This window comes from Myroides sp. TSA_177.3, from assembly GCF_052691955.1.
The window spans coordinates 45,640-67,158 of record NZ_JBQZGD010000007.1; the positions used below are offsets into that span (position 1 = coordinate 45,640).

The 21,519-nt window shown below is 35.0% G+C and carries 18 protein-coding genes; 14 read left to right on the forward strand and 4 right to left on the reverse strand.

The window, feature by feature from the left end; translation table 11 throughout:
• Positions 1-268: 268 nt before the first annotated feature.
• Both ACUTSE_RS08690 and ACUTSE_RS08695 read left to right on the forward strand, forming a co-directional pair.
• On the forward strand, positions 269-1,729 hold the full coding sequence (locus ACUTSE_RS08690) for a hypothetical protein (protein ID WP_445639923.1): 1,461 nt from the start codon (positions 269-271) through the stop codon (positions 1,727-1,729).
• A gap of 226 nt (positions 1,730-1,955) precedes the next feature.
• A complete protein-coding gene (locus ACUTSE_RS08695) occupies positions 1,956-2,441 on the forward strand; it encodes a LapA family protein (RefSeq protein WP_445639924.1) in 486 nt (161 codons plus the stop codon).
• Positions 2,442-2,492: 51 nt separating this feature from the next.
• On the opposite strand, the gene ACUTSE_RS08700 is transcribed toward ACUTSE_RS08695, so the two are convergent.
• Entirely contained in the window at positions 2,493-2,597 is a 105-nt protein-coding gene (locus tag ACUTSE_RS08700; RefSeq protein WP_081474128.1) for a 30S ribosomal protein THX, read from the reverse strand.
• Between the two features lie 256 nt (positions 2,598-2,853).
• Here ACUTSE_RS08700 and ACUTSE_RS08705 point away from each other — a divergent pair, with 256 nt between their 5' ends.
• From ACUTSE_RS08705 to ACUTSE_RS08725, 5 genes are all read left to right on the forward strand, one after another.
• Entirely contained in the window at positions 2,854-4,839 is a 1,986-nt protein-coding gene (locus ACUTSE_RS08705) for an alpha-ketoacid dehydrogenase subunit alpha/beta (protein WP_002992328.1), read from the forward strand.
• Between the two features lie 27 nt (positions 4,840-4,866).
• Positions 4,867-5,820 (forward strand): phosphoribosylaminoimidazolesuccinocarboxamide synthase, encoded by a 954-nt coding sequence (locus ACUTSE_RS08710; protein ID WP_445639925.1) that lies wholly within the window; start codon positions 4,867-4,869, stop codon positions 5,818-5,820.
• Positions 5,821-5,833: 13 nt separating this feature from the next.
• Complete coding sequence (locus ACUTSE_RS08715) at positions 5,834-6,469, forward strand: nitroreductase family protein (protein WP_445639926.1); 636 nt, start codon at positions 5,834-5,836, stop codon at positions 6,467-6,469.
• 237 nt (positions 6,470-6,706) lie between these two features.
• Positions 6,707-9,112 carry an alpha-ketoacid dehydrogenase subunit alpha/beta gene (locus ACUTSE_RS08720; protein WP_445639927.1) on the forward strand — a complete coding sequence of 802 codons (2,406 nt, stop codon included), beginning with the start codon at positions 6,707-6,709 and terminating at the stop codon, positions 9,110-9,112.
• A 233-nt stretch (positions 9,113-9,345) separates the two neighbouring features.
• The gene (locus ACUTSE_RS08725; protein ID WP_002992334.1) at positions 9,346-10,611 is read left to right on the forward strand and encodes an aminotransferase class I/II-fold pyridoxal phosphate-dependent enzyme; all 1,266 of its coding nucleotides are present in this window, start codon (positions 9,346-9,348) and stop codon (positions 10,609-10,611) included.
• Positions 10,612-11,225: 614 nt separating this feature from the next.
• Here the strand turns inward: ACUTSE_RS08725 and ACUTSE_RS08730 are convergent.
• Positions 11,226-11,762 (reverse strand): hypothetical protein, encoded by a 537-nt coding sequence (locus ACUTSE_RS08730; RefSeq protein ID WP_445639928.1) that lies wholly within the window; start codon positions 11,760-11,762, stop codon positions 11,226-11,228.
• 297 nt (positions 11,763-12,059) lie between these two features.
• Between ACUTSE_RS08730 and ACUTSE_RS08735 the strand changes: the two genes are divergently transcribed.
• Positions 12,060-12,548, forward strand: coding sequence for a hypothetical protein (locus tag ACUTSE_RS08735; protein WP_445639929.1), 489 nt, complete (start codon positions 12,060-12,062; stop codon positions 12,546-12,548).
• Between the two features lie 179 nt (positions 12,549-12,727).
• On the opposite strand, the gene punC is transcribed toward ACUTSE_RS08735, so the two are convergent.
• Entirely contained in the window at positions 12,728-13,915 is a 1,188-nt protein-coding gene (punC, locus tag ACUTSE_RS08740) for a purine nucleoside transporter PunC (RefSeq protein ID WP_445639930.1), read from the reverse strand.
• Positions 13,916-14,116: 201 nt separating this feature from the next.
• Positions 14,117-15,208 (reverse strand): M42 family metallopeptidase, encoded by a 1,092-nt coding sequence (locus ACUTSE_RS08745; protein ID WP_445639931.1) that lies wholly within the window; start codon positions 15,206-15,208, stop codon positions 14,117-14,119.
• Positions 15,209-15,287: 79 nt separating this feature from the next.
• Here ACUTSE_RS08745 and ACUTSE_RS08750 point away from each other — a divergent pair, with 79 nt between their 5' ends.
• The 6 genes from ACUTSE_RS08750 (at position 15,288) to prpC (ending at position 21,512) form a co-directional block, all read left to right on the forward strand.
• Positions 15,288-15,983: a DUF4294 domain-containing protein gene (locus ACUTSE_RS08750; RefSeq protein ID WP_002992340.1), complete on the forward strand. Its 696-nt coding sequence runs from the start codon at positions 15,288-15,290 to the stop codon at positions 15,981-15,983.
• Between the two features lie 47 nt (positions 15,984-16,030).
• Positions 16,031-17,116: a DNA polymerase III subunit gamma/tau gene (dnaX, locus tag ACUTSE_RS08755; RefSeq protein WP_002992341.1), complete on the forward strand. Its 1,086-nt coding sequence runs from the start codon at positions 16,031-16,033 to the stop codon at positions 17,114-17,116.
• Positions 17,053-17,919, forward strand: coding sequence for a hypothetical protein (locus ACUTSE_RS08760; RefSeq protein WP_445639932.1), 867 nt, complete (start codon positions 17,053-17,055; stop codon positions 17,917-17,919). The genes dnaX and ACUTSE_RS08760 overlap by 64 nt, the downstream gene beginning before the upstream one ends.
• A 15-nt stretch (positions 17,920-17,934) precedes the next feature.
• On the forward strand, positions 17,935-18,768 hold the full coding sequence (locus tag ACUTSE_RS08765; protein ID WP_445639933.1) for a CvfB family protein: 834 nt from the start codon (positions 17,935-17,937) through the stop codon (positions 18,766-18,768).
• 696 nt (positions 18,769-19,464) lie between these two features.
• Positions 19,465-20,358, forward strand: a complete 894-nt coding sequence (gene prpB, locus ACUTSE_RS08770; RefSeq protein ID WP_002992344.1) for a methylisocitrate lyase — start codon at positions 19,465-19,467, stop codon at positions 20,356-20,358.
• A 2-nt stretch (positions 20,359-20,360) separates the two neighbouring features.
• The gene (gene prpC / locus ACUTSE_RS08775; protein WP_002992346.1) at positions 20,361-21,512 is read left to right on the forward strand and encodes a bifunctional 2-methylcitrate synthase/citrate synthase; all 1,152 of its coding nucleotides are present in this window, start codon (positions 20,361-20,363) and stop codon (positions 21,510-21,512) included.
• The last annotated feature ends 7 nt before the right edge of the window (positions 21,513-21,519 follow it).

Consider the following 21,519-nt stretch of genomic DNA (forward strand, 5'->3'; position numbering starts at 1 on the left):
TATTCTATACTAGTTCAAGGAATACCTAACAGACTTTTTCATTCTTTCAAATAACACCAATAAAATGGGTTGTCTATTCTATTTTCAACTATTGCATGCGTTATGTTAAGTAAATGGTTGAAATTGTTAATTCTGTTTGCTTTAAAATAGGGTTAATTGTTTTATTGATATTTTTTTTTGTAAAAATTTCCATAGATTTGATTTTAATTAGGTTTTTTAGGGTGTTATGGTTAAGTTTGATGATGTGGTAATTTGAAAACTTGTTAGAATGAAGCAGTACTATTATTATTTGACTATACTAATTTTATTTAGTACATATTGTGCTTCTTGGGGGCAGATTCCACCATATCAATATAGCAATATTGATTTTCCTTATACCCAATGGCTATATAGACGTGCAGATAATCTATATGGAATGAGGGAAATCTTTCCTAAATATTTTGTATTACCTCCTTCAAAAAAAGTAAGTTTTTATGAGAGAGAAGAAATTCCTTTTTATTCGGTTTTTAATTATTCAGATATGGATCAGTTTGAGTTAGAAAAAAACCTTCAAATCTTTAATTATCGTAACTACAATAGTTTTAAAGCTCCGAAAGGAGTGAAAAAAATCACTTATCATTTGTATAATAATTTAATAGATTCGGCAAATTATGTAAAACATGAGTTTTTTTTTGATAAGAAAAGTAGGTTTGTAGAAAGAGAAGTTAGATATGGGGAAGAAATGTATAGCACTATAAATTGGAATTTTATAGAAATGGAAGAATATCAATACAGATACAATGAAGATGAAAGATATCTTGTTGTTGAGAAGCTAATGCAAGCTAACGATAGTCTTATTTCTTTAGCAAAATATAGTTATACAAAAGATAAAAAGTTGTTAGCAAAAGTGGAGTTTTTATCTAAAGAATTTAATTGGAATTCATTAAGAGGTAAACTTTTGAAAGTACCAATTAAAAACAAAGTAGAATACTGTTATGATCAAGATAATAGAATTTTTGATATACTACTAAATGGTATAAGTTTAAAACAAAATATACCCATTTATAAAAATACAATCGATGCTCAAGTTGCAAATACATGGTTAAATGAAAATTATTGGAAGAGTTTTTTAGAATTAAATGAAGATAGAAGTAAAACAGTTCGCTTTGCGAGTAATCTAGATCCAGATGTAATAAAGAAAGACTTTTATACATTAGAAACGAATAGTGCTGTATCTACAGATGAAGTAGAAAAACTAAATATAGTTGTTCAATCATACAAATCAGATAATGTATTTAAAAATAGCTATTCAGAAAAACATTTTACAGGACAAGAAAATAACGAGAAATGCGATAATTTTTCTTCTAGTTATCTATTGCTCACGAATGAAAAACATAAAATTAGTAATGCTTATTTTTCTAGCAAGTATAGTATAGAAACTGTTCCTTATAAGCATAGTATGGCACTTATTAATAAGCAAACGAAAACAGTCTCAAGGTTCATTTTTATTTTTAAAAATAAGGATTATAATTCGTATCTAATAAAAAGAATTGATAAGAAAAATTTAGATTCAATTGACTTGTTTAGATATATGAATGATAAAAATGTAAATATTGATTTATTGCAGTATAATAGGTCACCTGATTTTAAAAATGAATTATTCACGTTAAAATTGAAATCAAAGCGAGGGCTCAATGAAGTTTATCTTGTAAAAGGAGAGAAAGTTTATCCATTAATAACAATTAATTAGTTTTAATATGTTATTTAATTCTTTTAATGAAGATATAGATTAGGAGGAAAAGATGGACGTAGAGCGGAAAATAATACGATTTTTAATAGGTAATTGAATCAATCTAAGAAAGGAGTAAGAAATCACTATTTATATTTTTAAATAATCACCTCATAGCATTAGGAGTCGCTCCTAATCACCCCGTATGGAATCTAGATACAAAAGCAATAAATGAATAAAAGCAAAAATGAAAATATTTAAAATCACTTTTTTTGTTGGAGTTATAGCAGCATTGCTCTTCTTCGGTTATACTTGGATGTATACTGCTTTAACACATAATGCATTCCGAAAAAAAGTTGAAATTCTCGAAAAGGAGAAAATTTTTATAAAAAAAATAGAAGAAGAATGTGATTGTCAACTATTGTATGAATATGAAGAATTGGTGGAAGACCCAGACTTGTTTAGTTTAGATCATAGTTTTTATATCGAGTTGCGAAGCTACAATACAGACAATAATTGGTGTATGCGCGATTCTATTTTTATTAAACAGAAAGCAAAGGTATTGATAGAGGATTTTATTTCTGTATCCGAATATACACATTTATTCAAGGATATAACATTGGTATTCAATGTATATCAAAATATAGGGACGGATGAGATACTAATACAAAATAGTTGTAAAAAACGCATTGAGTATAACATCGAGAGAAATGAAATAAAAGTAAAGGACTAAAAAAATCAAGCGGATGTTTTTTTGAAACATCCGCTTGATTATATGTATTACTTATGCTTTAGGTGTAGAGGGTTTGTTTGCCTTTCTAGGTCTTCTGCGACCATATGATTTATTTACTATCTTACCTCTTCTTGTTTTTAAATCTCCTTTTCCCATAATAAAAAATTAAAGTTTAACATTCGTTTCCCCAAGATACGAATTTTAACGCAATAAATAAGTTTATAGAAGTTAAAAGGATAAGAATCAGTCTTTTTAAGTGGTAAAAAAGCAATTGAAAGAAAAGAAGAAAGGAGGTGAAAAAGACAAAAGAACAGCAATTGAAAACCCGTGTTCTTTTTGACCTAAAATGTTGTGCAAATTAGTTTGTAGAGTTCCTATTTAAGCGTTATTTTAGTGCCCTTTAAAACCAATTATGAAACATATAGATTATAACCGAAAAGACCTATCAGATCAAACGCTAGTTGAGCTGTATAAAAGGCTGTTGAAACCAAGAATGATTGAAGAAAAGATGCTTATTTTAATCCGTCAAGGAAAAGTGTCGAAATGGTTTTCTGGAATTGGGCAAGAAGCAATATCGGTGGGTATTGTAGCTGCTTTAGAGAACGATGAGTATGTGTTGCCAATGCACCGTAATTTAAGTGTTTTTACCTCTAGAGATATTCCGTTGTACCGTTTATTTTCACAATGGCAAGGAAAAGGAGAAGGTTTTACAAAAGGAAGAGATCGCTCGTTCCACTTCGGTACACAAGAGTTTAATATCGTAGGGATGATTTCGCATTTAGGTCCACAATTAGGTGTAGCTGATGGAATTGCCCTTGCGCATAAATTGCGTGAAGAAAAGAAAATCACTGCTGTATTTACAGGAGAAGGCGCAACTTCGGAAGGGGATTTTCACGAAGCTTTAAACGTAGCTTCTGTATGGGATTTACCTGTGTTGTTCGTTATCGAGAATAACGGATATGGTTTATCAACTCCAACAAACGAACAATACCGTTGTGAGCATTTAGCTGATCGTGGAATTGGGTATGGAATGGAGAGCCACATTATCGATGGAAATGATATCTTAGAAGTTTATACTAAAATCGATGCATTAGCAAAATCGATGCGTGAAAACCCACGTCCAGTTTTAGTGGAGTTCTTGACTTTCAGAAGAAGAGGACATGAAGAGGCGAGTGGTACAAAATACGTTCCACAAGAGTTAATGGATATGTGGGAGAAGAAAGATCCAGTTGAAAACTACCGTGCTTATTTAAAAGAAATTGGAGTTTTAACGGAGGCTTTAGATGAAGAAATCAGAGCTGCTTTCAAAAAAGAAATCGATACAGATTGGAAACGCACCCAAGAAGAGGAGCCAATTCAAGCGAGTTTAGAAACGGAATTAAACGATATGTATGCGCCATTTACGTATGAGCACGTAGAGCCAAGTGGTGAAATGAAAAATATCCGTTTAATTGATGCGATATCAGAAGGGTTGAAACAATCTTTTGAAAAACACCCAGAATTAATCATCATGGGACAAGATATTGCTGAATACGGAGGTGCTTTTAAAGTGACAGATGGATTTGTAGAGCAGTTTGGTAAAGGTCGCATCCGAAATACGCCAATTTGTGAGAGTGCAATCGTTTCTGCAGCTATGGGGTATTCAATCAATGGAGGAAAAGCCATTATGGAGATGCAGTTTGCAGACTTCGTATCTACTGGTTTTAACCCGATTGTAAACTACTTAGCAAAAGTACACTACCGTTGGAATGAAAAAGCAGATGTTGTGGTACGTATGCCATGTGGTGGTGGTACACAAGCTGGACCATTCCACTCGCAAACCAATGAAGCGTGGTTTACTAAAACACCAGGATTAAAAGTAGTTTATCCAGCATTTCCAGTAGATGCAAAAGGATTAATGAATACCGCTATTAATGATCCAAACCCAGTTGTTTTCTTCGAACACAAGCAATTGTACAGAAGTATCTATCAAGATGTACCAAGCAATTATTATACAATCCCATTTGGTCAAGCTGCTTTGCTTAAAGAAGGATCAGATGTAACGATTATATCATTTGGAGCTGGAGTACATTGGGCATTGGAAACACTAGAGAAACACCCAGAAATTCAAGCAGATTTAATTGACTTGCGTACTTTACAACCATTAGATGAAGAAACTATCTTCAAATCAGTAAAGAAAACAAATAAAGTTATAATTTTGCAAGAAGATTCCATGTTTGGAGGTATTGCAAGTGACCTATCAGCAATGATTATGGAAAACTGTTTTGAATATTTAGATGCTCCTGTAAAACGAGTAGCGAGTATTGAAACGGCAATCCCATTTGTGAAAGCTTTAGAAGATCAATATTTACCAAAAGGTAGATTTGAGGAAGCGCTTTTAGATTTATTAGCGTACTAAATAGAAAGAACTACACAACAGAAATATATGAGTAACACAATCACACAGACTAATTTTAAATTTCCAAACCAAAAAAGTGTATATCACGGAAAAGTAAGAGAAGTTTACACCATCGCTGATCAAGTTTTAGTTATGGTAGCAACGGATCGTTTATCTGCTTTTGACGTGATCATGCCGAAAGGGATTCCTTACAAAGGACAAATTTTGAATCAAATTGCAACGCGATTCATGCAAATGACGGAAGATATTGTGCCAAACTGGCTGATTGCAAGTCCGGATCCTAATGTTGCAGTGGGACATATTTGTGAACCTTTTAAAGTGGAGATGGTTATCCGAGGCTATTTAGCCGGACATGCCGCTAGAGAATATGCAGCAGGGAAACGAGTATTGTGTGGTGTTGCCTTACCAGAAGGATTGAAAGAAAACGATCGTTTGCCTCAACCTATTATCACTCCTTCAACGAAGGAAGATTTAGGTTTGCACGATGAAGATATTTCAAGAGAAGATATTCTCGCACGTGGTATTGTATCAGAAGAAGATTACCTTGTTTTAGAAGCGTATACAAGGGCTCTATATCAAAGAGGGAGTGAAATTGCTGCGGAAAGAGGATTGATCTTAGTAGATACAAAATACGAATTTGGTAAAACGAAAGAAGGAAAAATTGTATTGATTGATGAAATTCATACGCCTGATTCTTCTCGTTATTTTTATGCAGAAGGGTACGAAGAGCGTCAAGCGAAAGAAGTACCTCAGAAGCAATTATCAAAAGAATTCGTGCGCCAATGGTTAATTAGCCATGGCTTTCAAGGAAAAGAAGGACAACAAGTTCCGGAAATGTCAGACGAATATATTCAAACAATCTCTGAACGTTATATTGAGTTGTACGAACATATCTTAGGTGAACCTTTTGTAAAGGCAGATGTTCAAGATATTAATCAACGTATTGAAACAAATGTATTGGCTTTTTTAGCTACAATTTAAAAAGTGAATTCACATGAAGTTATTAGATAATTTAAAGTGGCGTTATGCTACGAAGCGTTATAATAGCGCGGTAAAGCTAGAAGATGAAAAGGTAATGCAAATTATCGAGGCTGCTCGTTTAGCGCCAACTTCTTCAGGGTTACAACCTTTTGAAATGATTTTGGTTAAAAACCAAGAAGTAAAGGAGCAATTATTTCCTATTGCAATGAATCAAATGCAAATCAAAGAATGTTCACATCTTTTGATTTTTGCTGCATGGGATAGCTATACAGATGAAAGAATTGACTCTGTTTTTGATAATATGGAAGCAATCAGAGCGCTACCGAAAGGGGAGATGGATGATTTCAAAAACAGCATTAAAAATAATTTTAAAGGGCAAACGAAAGAACAACAGTTCCAACATGCCGCTCGACAAGCGTATATCGCTTTCGGAATGGCCATTGCTGCAGCTGCTGAATTGAAAATTGACGCTTCTCCAATGGAGGGCTTCTATAATGATCAAATGGATGCCTTCTTAGGGTTAGATAAAAAAGGCTTGAAAAGCGTTACGATTTTAGCCTTAGGAGAAAGAGATCCTGAGAATGATTGGTTAATGCCAATGAAGAAGGTTCGATTTGCTTTAGAATCAATGCTTACAATAATAGAATAACATAAAAAAAAGCCCTTGTCACAACAGACAAGGGCTTTTTTTATGGTATTGTGTTGAGGATTTAGTAATCAAAAGCTTTTTTTTAAGATATGATTTTTAAATTCTCATATTTTTTGCGCTTTTAGTTCGTAAAGTTTAAAGTATTGGTGCGCTAATTCACAATAATCCTTAGGTTTAAATTAGCTTTTTTGTTTGGATTATTTTATATTCGTATCCTGTAAAATATTAGATTACGCGATGAGTCAAAATAAAAAAAACACAGCACTTTCTTTTGAAGATTTTAAGAAAGAGGTTATTCAAGATTATACAATTGCAAAGATCAGTAGAGAATGTAGTTTACTAGGTCGTCGTGAAGTTTTAACAGGTAAGGCGAAGTTTGGGATATTTGGAGATGGAAAAGAAGTACCGCAATTAGCCATGGCTAAAGCTTTTCAGAATGGAGATTTTAGATCGGGATACTATCGTGATCAAACCTTCATGATGGCAATTGGTCAGTTAAATATCCAACAGTTTTTTGCTGGTTTATTCGGTGATGCCAATATTGAAAATGATCCTATGTCTGGTGGACGTCAAATGGGTGGGCACTTTGCTACACATAGTTTGGATGAAAACGGAAATTGGAAGAAGCTAACAGCACAAAAAAATTCAAGTGGTGATATTTCTCCTACAGCAGGTCAAATGCCGCGTTTACTAGGATTAGCACAAGCTTCAAAATACTACAGAGCCATTCCAGATGCAGATAAAGACCAACAATTTTCAATCAGTGGAAATGAGGTAGCTTGGGGAACAATTGGAAATGCTTCTACTTCGGAAGGATTGTTCTTTGAAACAATTAACGCGGCTGGAGTATTACAAGTACCGATGGTAATGAGTGTTTGGGATGATCAATATGGTATCTCAGTACATGCAAAATATCAAACAACCAAAGAAAATATCTCTGAAATTTTAAAAGGTTTCCAACGTGATGAACAAGGAAATGGATATGAAATTTTACGAGTAAAAGGATGGGATTATCCTACTTTAGTAGAAACGTATGCAAAAGCTGCGCAAATTGCTAGAGAAGAGCACGTTCCTGTATTGATTCACGTACAAGAATTGACACAGCCACAAGGGCATTCAACTTCAGGATCCCATGAACGTTACAAAAGCAAAGAGCGTTTAGCTTGGGAAGCAGAGCAAGACTGTATCTTGCAGATGAGAAATTGGATGATTGAAGCCAATATTGCAACTGCAGAAGAGTTAGACGTACTAGATAAAGACTTGAAAAAACAAGTATTAGATGGTAAAAAAGAAGCGTGGAGAAACTACTTAGATCCAATCATCGCTGAAAGAGATGAATTAGTTGCTGTTTTACAACAAGTAGCTGCTTCAAGTCCAAATAAAGTATTTATTGAAAAACATATTGCTGATTTACAAGGATTAAAAGAACCAATTCGCCGTGATGTATTAACTGCAGCACGTAAAGTATTGCGTTTGATTATCCAAGAAAGCAGCAAAACAATCTTGATTCAATTTATTGAGAAATATTACGCAAGCGTACAACCAAAATACAGCTCTCATTTATTTTCTGTTTCAGATCAAAAAGCACAAAATATTCAAGCTGTTGCGCCAACGTATGACGACAATGCAGAAGAGGTTGATGCACGTGTTATCTTAAGAGATAACTTCGATTATATCTTAGCAAACAATAAAAACGTAACGGTTTTTGGAGAAGATTCGGGTAATATCGGAGACGTAAATCAAGGATTAGAAGGATTACAAGAGAAACACGGAGAAGAACGTGTTACAGATAGTGGAATTCGTGAAGCAACAATCTTGGGACAAGGAATTGGTATGGCAATGCGCGGTTTGCGTCCGATTGCTGAAATCCAATACTTAGACTATTTATTGTTTGCAATCCAAATCATGAGTGATGATTTAGCTACGTTACAATATAGAACAGTAGGTCGTCAAAAAGCACCCTTAATCGTAAGAACACGTGGACACCGTTTAGAGGGAATCTGGCATTCAGGATCTCCAATGGGAATGATTATCAATGCAATCCGCGGAATGCATGTATTGGTTCCAAGAGATATGACAAAAGCAGCTGGTTTTTATAATACTTTATTAGAAAGTGATGAGCCTGCATTGTTGATTGAGTGTTTAAATGGTTACCGTTTAAAAGAGAAAATGCCAAACAATATTGGGCAATTTAAAACGCCTATTGGAGTAGTGGAAACAATCAAAACAGGTAGTGATTTGACTATCGTGTCTTATGGATCTACGTTGCGTATTGTAGAGCAAGCGGCAAAAGAATTGTTAGAAATTGGTATTGATGTTGAAATTATTGATGCACAGTCTTTATTGCCATTTGATATTCAGCACGATGTAGTGAAGAGTTTAGCTAAAACAAATCGCTTGTTAGTAGTAGATGAAGATGTACCAGGTGGAGCATCTGCTTACTTACTACAGCAAATTTTAGAAGTTCAAAAAGGATACCGTTATTTGGATAGTGAGCCACAAACACTCGCTTCTAAAGAACACAGACCAGCTTATGGAACTGATGGAGATTATTTCAGTAAGCCATCAGTAGAAGATGTATTCGAAAAGGTATATGAATTAATGCATGAAGTAAACCCAACAAAGTTTCCTAAACTGTATTAAAAATAAAGCAAAAACCTCTCAAATTGAGAGGTTTTTGCTTATTTGATAATTTTAATTTATAAATTGTGTGTTTATAAACTATTTTTTTACTTTGTATATTATAAAATTCTTGTAGTTTTAGAGAAAAAACGAGTAGAAAATAATCAAGAATTGAATAAATTCTCCTGAATTTATTATGAAAGCATACAAAATATGAGTAATTTTGCAATTGTTTTTTTAAACATAGTTATATTATGGTAAATGATTTATTTGACAGAATACAGAAGAATAAAGGACCTTTAGGGAAGTGGGCATCTCAAGCAGAGGGATATTATGTTTTTCCTAAACTAGAAGGACCTTTATCAAATCGTATGATGTTTCATGGAAAAGAAGTAATCAATTGGAGTATCAATGATTATTTAGGGTTGTCAAATCATCCAGAAGTAAGAAAGGTAGATGCGGAAGCAGCTGCTGAATATGGTGCGGCATACCCAATGGGAGCTCGTATGATGTCAGGGCATACTACAGTACACGAACAACTTCAAGATGAGTTGGCTGCTTTTGTACAAAAAGAAGCTGCTTATTTACTAAACTTCGGTTACCAAGGAATGGTGTCTATCATTGATGCTTTAGTAACGAAGAATGACGTAATTGTTTATGATGTTGATTCACACGCATGTATTATTGATGGTGTGCGTTTACATATGGGAAAACGCTTTACGTATAAACACAATGACATCGAGAGTTTTGAGAAAAACTTAGAGCGTGCTACTAAAATGGCTGAAACAACAGGTGGAGGTATTTTAGTAATCACAGAAGGTGTATTTGGAATGCGTGGGCAACAAGGAAAGTTGAAAGAAATCGTTGCTTTAAAAGAAAAATATAACTTTAGATTGCTAGTTGACGATGCTCATGGTTTTGGTACTTTAGGTGCAACTGGAGCTGGAGCTGGAGAAGAGCAAGGATGTCAAGATGGAATTGATGTTTATTTCTCTACTTTTGCTAAATCAATGGCTAGTATCGGAGCATTCGTTGCTGCAGATAAAGATATTATCGATTATTTAAAATACAACCTTCGTTCTCAAATGTTCGCAAAATCATTGCCAATGATTTTTACAAAAGGAGCATTGAAACGTTTGGATTTATTGCGTACACAACCAGAACTTAAAGCGAAGTTATGGGAAAATGTGGATGCTTTACAAAATGGATTAAAAGACAGAGGATTCAATATCGGAGATACAAACACTTGTGTTACACCGGTTTACCTAGAAGGAAGTATTCCTGAAGCTATGGTGATGGTGAACGATTTACGTGAAAATTACAATATTTTCTTGTCAATTGTTGTTTATCCAGTAATTCCAAAAGGAATTATCTTATTGAGAATGATTCCTACAGCAACACATACAATGGAAGATATCCAAGAAACATTATCAGCTTACGAAGCAATTCGCGAAAAGCTAGAAAATGGAACGTATAAACGCATTGCTGCTGAAACAACAGTGGATGTATCAAATGCATAATGTAAAAAAAACTCGAAACTTACGTTTCGAGTTTTTTTTTTGAGTTATTGGTATGAAATTGTGCTTTGTGAAGTCGTAGGTTGTTTTTTTGAACAATTTTCGATTAAAGAAGAATTTACAGAGTTTAGGGTTATGGGTTAAGAGGTTATGGGTTAAGAGGTTATGGGTTAAGAGGTTATGGGTTAAGAGGTGAGAGGTGAGAGGTGAGAGGTCAGGCGATGAGACAATGAGATTCGACATAATAAAATCTTCTTTACTGGAAAAAACGTATCCTATCGCCATGTCATGCCGACGCAGGAAGCATCGCATCCGTTACTCTAGCATTGCGCGAGCGCGAGATGCGACCCTTCCTACGTCAGGGAGACATATTGTGGGTGATAGTCTGAATGAGAATACGAGGTTTATTCTCTTTTTGCTTTGTGAGGCTTGCCGATTAAAGAAGGAACTCTGTTTTTTATCTAGTTACTTGGCAAATTGCCATTTGCCACTACGGAGTTTTACATCTCACCATCTATCTCACAAATTTTATATTGGTTTTGGTGTTCGATGAATCTACACTACGTTCCGATTTTCACTTCGTTTCGATTTCACCAACTCACCAACTTCACAAAAACTTACTTTCCTTCTTTAATCTTCAATATCATCAGTTCAATATCTTTAATTTTTCCAATCCAGTAATCGATTCCTTCCTGATTGGTTACTATTTCTTTCTTTCGATTGGGTTTTACGGTATAGAGCTTCTGCCAGTTGCGTTGTTCGTCCTTTATTTTATCTTGTTTTGTTTCTGGCTCTACGCGGGATCGCCAAAAAAGTAACTCCTTTTGGTAATTTTGGATGATCTCTTCAAAGTAGAGGAGCAGTGCAGTTTTATCTTTCGGAATATACCCAGGGCCACTACAGCCACAAGAATGCCAAGTAATACCCACAACAAATAAATCTTTGATGTGTTGCCAAGCTTTGTTGTCTCCTTTTTTAGGTGCTTCAAAATCTTTTCCCATATTCGCCATGATATTTCCACATTGCGGGCATTTTGCTGGGGTATCTACATTAGTTCCTTTTCTAATATCAACCCACAGCCGGCGTTTGAACGTTTTTTGACAATCAAAACACGCATAATGCGGTTTGTAGGCTGTCATAGCATATCTACACATATTTTTTCAGATGTTTGGGCGATTTATTTCCCTTAAATTTTAAAAATTGCTCTTTTTTCTAAACAAAACTACTAAAAGGAATGAATTATCACTAATTATTCTTCATTTTTACTTTTATTAATAAATTTAAATAGATGTAAACGGTATTTGAATAAAAAATGTCTTGTAAAGTTGTTTTAAAATTAATTTTAGTTACATTTGTTAACATAATTAAGTGAATTTTAATTAAAAATAAAGAAAAAGAAATTAAAGTATACGTTTTGACTTGTTTCAAGCGTTATAGTTAGAAAGAAAAAAATGAGAAGAATACTATATATATTGTTGATGGGAGTAAGTTTTACATTAGTTCAATGTAAACAAGAAAAGAAAGAGGACAAAGTAGCGGAAAAGATTCAGAATGATGAAATCAAACTGTATAAGGTAACAACAGTGCCGTATGAAAAGAATGGGGGATATGTATTGAAAAAGCAACAACCGAAGCAAGGAGTACGTCACGTAAAAATCACTAATCAAGCGCAGTTTGCTAACTTATTTGATCCCAATCAAACGCTCGTAGATCAACAAAACATTGACTTCTCTAAATCGTTTGTTTTGGCTTTAGTCGGTATTCCTAGTACGTTGGAAACGGCTTTTTCGATTATTAGCTTGAAAGAAAAAGAAGATTTTATTGAGCTCACTTACTGTCTGCAAGAAGAAGAAAAAGAATTAGCCCAAGCGATATATCCCTATACGATTCTGGTTGTAGATAAAAAGTATAATAAAGATATTCGATTTTTGATTGAATAATTTTTAAAGAAAGTGAAGGAACGATAGGTATCTTATATATTCATGTTTCGTTCTCTCTTTCTGACTTCAAGGACTAGCTCTTTTTGCTCTGACTAGATTAAAAAAGAAGAAATCATACAAAATGCAAAGGACGTTTCCAATCAGAAACGCCCTTTTTGCTATAAACTGTTTTTATTATTTTATTTTCCTTTCTTTGTCCAGGTATAAGCCCAAAAGGCAAATGGAATTGTTCCGACCATAACTAGAGCCGTGGATAATAGCGCATCTTTAGAAAACAAAGACACAATTGCACTGGCAACAAAACACATGCCTAATTGAATGGTGTTTTGTAAGGCCGCCGCTTTACCAGATTGATGTGGAAACAATTTAAGTGCTTCTGCTACGACAATAGGGTAACAAGCTCCATTCGCTAAAGCCATAAAACAAAATGGAATTAACAAACTTGTTAGCGTAGGTGTAGTAAAAATCGCTAAAAAGGCTGTAACGGCAATAGCTAATGCAAATAAGCTAACAAAATAGGCGATTAATTTTGTTCCATCTATTTTTGCTGAAAGTGTTCGATAACCAAAACCACCAATAAGAAAGGCAATGGTCTGTGGTACAAAACTAAAACCGATTTCTCCCTCACTGTATCCCATTTCTTTTAAAAAGAAAGGAGAACCAGTTAACCAAGCAAAAAAAGCGGCGGAACAAAAAGCGTAAATCATGACATTACCTACATACGGTTTAGATTGTAACATGCTCCAATAGGATTTTTGCTTTTCTTCAGCTGGCTCACTTGACTCAAGATCAGTTGCATGAGACTTGATATTTTTCACTGTAAAAGTGTAGAGAATTAGCAATACGGCTATACCAGCCAAGGTAATAAAGATTGATCGCCATCCAAAGTGCTCCAATAAATAAACTCCTAATAAGGGAGCTAATGCTGGAGATAAAGCAACCAAAGGCATAATTGTAGCAAAAACGCGATTAGTTTGTTCTTTTGGGTAACGTTCTATTACGAGAGCTTGCCAACTAACTGCTGCTGCACAAACACCGATGGCTTGTACCAAGCGCAAAATTAAAAAGGCCGTAACACTGTCCGTAAAAAAGATTGCTAAAGAGGATAGCGTAAAAATAAGTAATCCGATGTTGATGGTTTTAGGCTTTCCTATTTTATCAGAAATAGGACCCCAAAGTAATTGAGCTATCGCATAACCTGCTAAAAATAGACTTAAAGTTGCACTGATACTACTTTTGGTTGTGTCTAAATCGACACGCATTTGTTCAAAGGCAGGAAGGTACATATCTGTAGCTAAGAAACCAATAATACTCAAACCTGCTAAATACACTAAAAAGAAAAAACTATTCTTATTATTCTGTGGCATATAATTTAAAAATTAAAGAATCTGCAAAAGTAGTTTTTTTTATGGGAATGGGAAAGGAGAAAGGAGTTCTTTGTGAAGTTGGTCAGGCGGTGAGCCAACCTTTATGGGAAAGGAGAAAGGAGTTTTTTGTGAAGTTGGTGAGGCGGTGAGCAAACCTCACGAAGAGCAAACCTCACAAACTTCACAATAAACACCCCTCATCTATTTAAAATAAGAAAAAGTCTCTCCGTTTTCTATTTGTAAAAGTGTATGGTAAATTAACTGAATCGTATGTTCTACATCCTGACGATGAATCATTTCTACCGTGGTATGCATATAGCGCAAAGGCAATGAAATTAGAGCAGAAGCCACACCGCCATTGCTATAAGCGAATGCATCGGTATCTGTTCCCGTTACGCGAGATAGTGCATTGCGTTGAAACGGAATCTGATTTTTTTCAGCTGTTTGTTCAATTAATACGCGTAAATTATTTTGTACCGCAGGTGCATACGCAATAACAGGACCTTTCCCAATCGTATTATCACCTTCGATATTCTTGTCTACCATCGGCGTGTTTGAATCGTGACAAACGTCAGTTACGATTGCTACATTGGGTTTGATGGTTTGTGTAATCATTTCTGCACCACGTAAACCAACTTCTTCTTGAACTGCATTGACAATATATAGTCCAAAAGGTAATTCTTTCTTGTTTTCTTTTAATAAACGCGCGACTTCAGCAATCATAAAACCGCCAATTCGATTGTCTAAAGCTCTACAAACCCAGCGTTTGCCGTTTAATACTGTAAAGGTATCTGGGTAGGTAATTACACAACCAATATGAATGCCTAAGTTTAAAACTTCTTGTTTGCTATCACATCCAACATCGATAAAATTAGTTTCAATTTTTGGTGATTCTTCTTTTCCGGCTCTGTTTCTAATGTGAATCGCAGGCCAACCAAATACACCTTCTACGATTCCCTTAGCTGTATGGATATTCACGCGTTTTGATGGAGCAATCATATGATCACTTCCTCCATTGCGTACAACGTGGATGAATCCATCTTCTGTAATGTGCTTCACATACCATGAAATCTCATCCGCATGCCCTTCAATAACCACTTTATACGCTGCATCTGGGTTAATTACACCGACCGCATTGCCATATGTATCCGTGATAAAAGTATCTACATAAGGTTCTAAATAGTTCATCCAAAGTTTCTGTCCAACATGTTCATGACCTGTCGGAGAAGCATTATTTAAATAGGCCTCTAAGAAATGCAGGGAGTCCTGATTTAATATTGTATTTTTATCCATGATTATTTTTTACACGAATGTACTGATTCGCTTGGAAATACTCAATCTAATTCTTTACATTTGGTTATATTTTTAACATATGAAAAAACTGTATTTTTATTTTTTCGTCTTCTTCAGTATGGCCTCTGCTCAAGCGCAGGAAGAGGAGTTAAAACCAGTGCCTAGTTTAGTGCCGATGGTTGAAATAGAAGATGATACGCTAAAGTATAGTATTCCAGAGATTTATATTGGTTCAAATACAAAAGAAGATCAGTATCGCCAGGACATGAACATCTTGCGTAATCGCATTCGCAGAGTGTATCCTTATGCCCGTGCAACCGCTGAAAATCTAATGATACTAAATGAGAATTTAGAAAAATTAGAGACCAACAAGCAGAAAAGACAATACATAAAACGCTCTCAGAAGTATCTTGAGAGCCAGTTTAAAGATAAATTGAAAAAATTATCGCGTAAGGATGGAAAGGTTTTATTGAAATTAATTCACCGCGAGACAGGGGAGACTACGTTTACCTTAATTAAGGAATTTAGAAGCGGTTGGACGGCTTTTTGGTCCAATACTACAGCGAAGACCTTTAGCTTGGATTTGAAGTCAGAATATCATCCTGACAGTGATTTACAAGATTTTTATCTGGAGACGCAATTGCAATTCTTATTCTATACGTATCAATTAGAACGCAGCGCAGGTAAAGAAAAAATTAATTTTAATGCGTTGAGAAAAATGTGGGAAATAAAAATTTCAGAAGAAGAGTTTTTTCCACTTGAATTAAGGGAATAGTTTTGGCTTTATAAAAATTAAGCTACCTTTGCACTAATAGTGATTTTATGGAACAATTTATCGTATCAGCAAGAAAATATAGACCACAGACTTTTCAAGAAGTTGTAGGACAGCAAGCCATTACCAATACTTTAGTAAATGCTATAGAGAGTAATCATCTAGCGCAGGCATTGTTGTTTACAGGTCCGAGAGGAGTTGGAAAAACTACTTGTGCGCGTATTTTGGCTCGTAAGATTAATCAAGTAGGCTATGATGATCCTACAGAGGATTTCACATTCAATGTATTTGAATTGGATGCTGCATCAAATAACTCGGTTGATGATATTCGAAATCTAATTGATCAAGTACGCATACCTCCTCAAACAGGAAAATACAAAGTATATATTATAGACGAGGTTCACATGTTGTCGACAGCAGCATTTAATGCGTTTTTAAAAACGTTAGAAGAACCGCCTCGTCATGCTATCTTTATTTTAGCAACTACAGAGAAACACAAAATTATACCAACGATTTTATCGCGTTGTCAAATATTTGATTTCAAAAGAATTACCATTGCTGATGCTGCAGATCATTTAGCTTTAGTAGCCAATAGTCAAGGAATTGCCTATGAAAGTGATGCTTTGCGTATTATTGCACAAAAGGCAGATGGAGCAATGCGTGATGCGTTGTCTATTTTTGACCGCGTAGTTTCGTATTGTGGGAAAAACTTAACTAGACAAGCCGTTGCTGAAAATCTAAATGTACTTGATTTTGAGTACTATATTCGCGTAACGGATTTAATTTTGGCAAATAATATTCCTGCCTTATTGACTTCTTTTGATTCTATTTTGGCAAAAGGATTTGATGCACAACACTTTATTGCTGGTTTAGCTTCTCATTTTAGAAACTTGATGGTTTGTAAAACACCAGAAACAGCCGCTCTTTTAGAAGTAGGAGAGCACGGTAGACAATTGTTTACGGAACAAGCAAATAAGGCTAGTGTTGCCTTATTACTTGAGGCAATCGATTTGGCAAACGAAGCGGATCTGAAGTATAAAGCAAGTCAAAATCAACGTTTACTTGTTGAGTTGTGTTTAATGAAATTAGCGTCTTTATCTTACGAAGGCGAAAAAAAAAAGATAAATCTTTCATAATCCCTGCTCAGGCACTAACTGCTATTGAGCCCTTAGCGCCGATTGAATTACCAACAGCTCCTGTGGCAGCTGTTGTAAGACAATTACCTGAACAACTTGTACAGCCTGTTGAACTTGCTGCTGTTGAAATACCAATAACAGAACCAGTAAGTCCGCAAGTAGTGCCAGTTGTGGCGGATGAAGATGTGCAAGAATATAAAGCACAGAGTCAGGAAGTTAATGCTACAATTTCCCCTCAAGCAGAACCTATAGCTACAGCACCTGTAGATGATAATCCCGCAGAATCACCAGCGTTATTTGCTGTTGATCCTATTGTACCAGCTGCCCCAGTTGAAAAAAAGGTTTCGGCCCTTTCGCTATCTAGTATTCGTGCTCGTAAGGAGATGGAATCCTCTTTAGAGAAAAAGGTAGTCAATCCAGATGATTTACCCAAAGAGCCTTTTACTGCAGAACAATTTATGGAGGAATGGAATAAATATGCAGATAAATTAGCTCGATCAGGATTTATGTTGATGTCATCGTTGATGGGAATGGTACCTCCGGTATTACGTGGAACATCGGTTTCCTTAGTAATGCCTAATGAAGGATCGAAATTAAGCTTTGACGAAAATAAGTTTGACTTGGTTAATTATTTGCGCAAAAAGCTAAGTAACTATGATTTGGAAATCGAAATCACAGTAAATGAGGAAGTTAAAATTCAAAAAAGAGTACTAGATAAAGATGATAAATTAGTTCGTTTTATTGAACTAAACCCTGCGATGCAGTATATGAAAGAAATCTTTGATCTAGAATTTAAATACTAGTAAAATCTAATCGTTATGATTAAAATTGGAAATGACAATACGCTAAAAATAGCTAGAAAGACGAGCATTGGTTTGTATTTAACTGATGGAGAAACGGATATTCTATTGCCAAATAAATACGTACCTAAAAATATAGAAGTTGAGGATGAAATCGTTGTTTTTGTCTATTTGGATCAAGAAGAAAGACCAGTAGCAACTACATTAGAACCTTATATTTATATCAATGAATTTGCTTTGTTGAAGGTGAGTTTTACCAATCAGTTTGGAGCCTTTTTAGATATGGGATTGGAAAAAGATTTATTCGTTCCTTTCGCAGAACAAGCACGCCCGATGAAAGAGGGAAATTACTACTTGGTATACATGCAATTGGATGAAAAATCAAATCGCCTTGTTGGGTCAAGTCGTTTAAACCAATTCTTAGATAACGATACGATTACCGTTGCTATTGGAGATGAAGTAGAATTAGTGGTTTCTCATATTACAGATTTAGGGATTAACGTTATCATCAATGAGAAGCACAAAGGACTGATGTATAAAAACGAAGTCTTTGAAGATTTGCGCACGGGAGACCGTATTGTGGGTTATATTAAGAATATTCGCCCTGATGGAAAAATTGATGTATCGAGAACACGCGTAGGAGTAGAGGCTATTTCTGATGGAGCAGAACAAGTTTTAGCTGCATTAGTAGAGAATAATGGATTCTTAGGATTGTCAGATAGCAGTCACCCAGAAGATATTCGCACGGTACTTAACATGAGTAAAAAAATGTTTAAGAAAGCCATTGGTGGATTGTATAAAGATAAAAAAATCACGTTGACAGAAAAGGGAATTTACTTGGTAAAGGAATAGTTTCGGTAAACGTATAAAAAATAGAAGCACTTGATTTTTAAGTGCTTTTTTTATTTGTGTTAAAGATTAGCTTTAAGTCTTATTTCTCAATATAAGGCTCCTTTAAAGCCTTGAATAAAGTCTTCTTTTGGTCATTGCAAGGCGATAAAAACAGATCATCTAACTTCGTATGATTGCAAATTAGCTCAAGTTAATTTCGCAGAACTTGAATGATTTAACATTAAAATTTTAAGCGAGCGGTTTATAATAAAATAAAAATCAGTATATTGGAGTTCGGTAAAAGAAGAAACGAAGACTGATGTTTATTGCTTTCCTCTTACTTCTTTATAAGGAGTATCTGTTGATATAATGTAAAAACAGTTCTCTTTAGGTTAGGATATGTTTCCGAAATATTTTTTTTTATTGAAAATCCGCAGTTTTAGCCCTTGTAGATTGTCATTTCTTCTTAATAAAGGGTTAATTTAATCCCTGTTTTGTCTAATCGACAGTATTTAACTTTTATTTGGCTGATTTTATTTTACGGAAATTTAGATATAAAAAAATTTTCAATAAAAATATTCATATATTTATCAAATATAAGTAGTTCGTTTGCCGCTGAGGCTAGAAAGGCTGTGGCTATTCGGCCCTTTAGAAGATGTGTGCATTGTGATGAATTACTTTTTACACTCAAAATGTAGATTATTAACAACCATAAGAATGAACAAAACAAACAATTTCAAATCTCCCGGATTACTTTTTAGGGAGGCAATGCAAAAGGAAAGTCCCCTCCAAATTGTAGGTGCAATTAATGCCAATCACGCTTTATTAGCACAACAAGCAGGATTTAATGCTATTTATTTATCAGGTGGTGGTGTTGCAGCAGGATCATTAGGTGTACCCGATTTAGGGATTACAACCTTAGAAGACGTTTTAATCGATGTACAACGTATTACTAATATATGTGATTTACCGTTGATGGTAGATGTTGACACTGGATTTGGTCCATCAGCATTTAACGTAGCAAGAACTGTAAAATCATTAATTAAAGCAGGAGCAGCAGCTTTACACATAGAAGATCAAGTAGGAGCAAAACGCTGTGGTCACCGTCCAGGAAAAGAAGTGGTGAGCATGCAAGAAATGGTAGATCGTATTAAATCTGCTGTTGACGCCCGTACAGACGAGCATTTCGTTATTGGCGCACGTACTGATGCCTTCGCTAATGAAGGATTAGAAAGTACATTAGAACGCGCTATTGCTTATAAAGAAGCTGGTGCAGACTTCATCTTTGCTGAAGCAGTGCCAGATTTGAGTTTTTACCAAAAATTTGTTGATGCAACAGGTATTCCAGTATTAGCGAATATTACTGAATTTGGAATGATTAAAATGTATACAGTAGAAGAGTTAAAAGCAGCTGGAGTAGGACTTGTTCTTTATCCACTTTCTGCTTTCCGCGCAGCAAATAAAGCGGCTCTGAACGTATACAACCACATTCGCCAAGAAGGTACACAAGCTAATGTATTAGATACGATGCAAACACGTGAAGAGTTATACAGCAGTATCAACTACCACGATTATGAACAAAAATTAAACACCCTATTTAAAAAACAATAAGCATGTCAAATAACGAAACAAGCTTCAAACCAAAGAAAAGTGTTGCGCTATCTGGGGTTGCAGCTGGTAATACAGCATTATGTAGCGTTGGAAAAAGCGGAAATGATTTATACTACAGAGGATATAATATATTAGATTTAGCAGCAAATGCAGAATTCGAAGAAGTGGCTTACCTATTAATTTATGGTCATTTGCCGAATGAAGCGCAGTTGAGAAACTACAAAGCGAAATTGAAATCGCTGCGTGGTTTACCAAAATCAGTGCGTAGCATTTTAAAAAATATACCAGCAGCAGCACATCCTATGGATGTAATGCGTTCGATGGTATCTGCTATCGGAACGATTCAACCAGAGAAAGACGACCATAATACTGCTGGAGCTAGAGATATTGCTGATAAATTATTAGCTTCTTTTAGTTCTGGATTATTGTATTGGTATCACTATACCCACAACGGAAAAGAAATCGAAGTAGAAACAGATGACGACACAATTGGTGGTCACTTTTTACATTTGTTACACGGAGAGAAACCTTCTGAATCTTGGGTAAAAGCCATGCAAGTATCTTTAATCTTGTATGCGGAGCATGAATTCAATGCTTCTACTTTTACAAGTCGCGTAATTGCAGGAACAAATTCAGATTTCTATTCTTGTGTAACTGGAGCTATTGGCGCTTTACGTGGACCAAAACACGGAGGAGCTAATGAGGTTGCTTTTGAAATTCAAAGCCGTTATAATTCACCTGATGAAGCAGAAGCAGATATCAGAAAACGCGTAGAAAACAAAGAAGTAATCATTGGTTTCGGACACCCAGTTTACACGATTTCAGATCCAAGAAATGAAGTGATTAAAAAAGTAGCAGAAGAATTGTCTAAAGAAGCGGGTGATATGCTTTTATACGATATCGCAGAGCGTTTAGAAACTGTGATGTGGGATGAGAAAAAGATGTTCCCGAACTTAGATTGGTTCTCGGCAGTATCTTACCACCAAATGGGGGTACCTACTTTAATGTTTACTCCTCTTTTTGTAGTTTCTCGTATTACAGGATGGAGTGCACATATCATGGAACAACGTCAGGATGGAAAAATTATCCGTCCAAGTGCTAATTATGTTGGACCAGAGAACAAATCTTTTGTATCGATCAAAAACAGAAAATAATTTAATA

Excerpts from the sequence above, each read along its gene's own strand:
- ACUTSE_RS08690 (WP_445639923.1), top strand. The coding sequence starts at position 269 with ATGAAGCAGTACTATTATTATTTGACTATACTAATTTTATTTAGTACA.
- ACUTSE_RS08695 (WP_445639924.1), top strand. The coding sequence starts at position 1,956 with ATGAAAATATTTAAAATCACTTTTTTTGTTGGAGTTATAGCAGCATTG.
- ACUTSE_RS08700 (WP_081474128.1), bottom strand. The coding sequence starts at position 2,597 with ATGGGAAAAGGAGATTTAAAAACAAGAAGAGGTAAGATAGTAAATAAA.
- ACUTSE_RS08705 (WP_002992328.1), top strand. The coding sequence starts at position 2,854 with ATGAAACATATAGATTATAACCGAAAAGACCTATCAGATCAAACGCTA.
- ACUTSE_RS08710 (WP_445639925.1), top strand. The coding sequence starts at position 4,867 with ATGAGTAACACAATCACACAGACTAATTTTAAATTTCCAAACCAAAAA.
- ACUTSE_RS08715 (WP_445639926.1), top strand. The coding sequence starts at position 5,834 with ATGAAGTTATTAGATAATTTAAAGTGGCGTTATGCTACGAAGCGTTAT.
- ACUTSE_RS08720 (WP_445639927.1), top strand. The coding sequence starts at position 6,707 with ATGAGTCAAAATAAAAAAAACACAGCACTTTCTTTTGAAGATTTTAAG.
- ACUTSE_RS08725 (WP_002992334.1), top strand. The coding sequence starts at position 9,346 with ATGGTAAATGATTTATTTGACAGAATACAGAAGAATAAAGGACCTTTA.
- ACUTSE_RS08730 (WP_445639928.1), bottom strand. The coding sequence starts at position 11,762 with ATGTGTAGATATGCTATGACAGCCTACAAACCGCATTATGCGTGTTTT.
- ACUTSE_RS08735 (WP_445639929.1), top strand. The coding sequence starts at position 12,060 with ATGAGAAGAATACTATATATATTGTTGATGGGAGTAAGTTTTACATTA.
- punC (WP_445639930.1), bottom strand. The coding sequence starts at position 13,915 with ATGCCACAGAATAATAAGAATAGTTTTTTCTTTTTAGTGTATTTAGCA.
- ACUTSE_RS08745 (WP_445639931.1), bottom strand. The coding sequence starts at position 15,208 with ATGGATAAAAATACAATATTAAATCAGGACTCCCTGCATTTCTTAGAG.
- ACUTSE_RS08750 (WP_002992340.1), top strand. The coding sequence starts at position 15,288 with ATGAAAAAACTGTATTTTTATTTTTTCGTCTTCTTCAGTATGGCCTCT.
- dnaX (WP_002992341.1), top strand. The coding sequence starts at position 16,031 with ATGGAACAATTTATCGTATCAGCAAGAAAATATAGACCACAGACTTTT.
- ACUTSE_RS08765 (WP_445639933.1), top strand. The coding sequence starts at position 17,935 with ATGATTAAAATTGGAAATGACAATACGCTAAAAATAGCTAGAAAGACG.
- prpB (WP_002992344.1), top strand. The coding sequence starts at position 19,465 with ATGAACAAAACAAACAATTTCAAATCTCCCGGATTACTTTTTAGGGAG.
- prpC (WP_002992346.1), top strand. The coding sequence starts at position 20,361 with ATGTCAAATAACGAAACAAGCTTCAAACCAAAGAAAAGTGTTGCGCTA.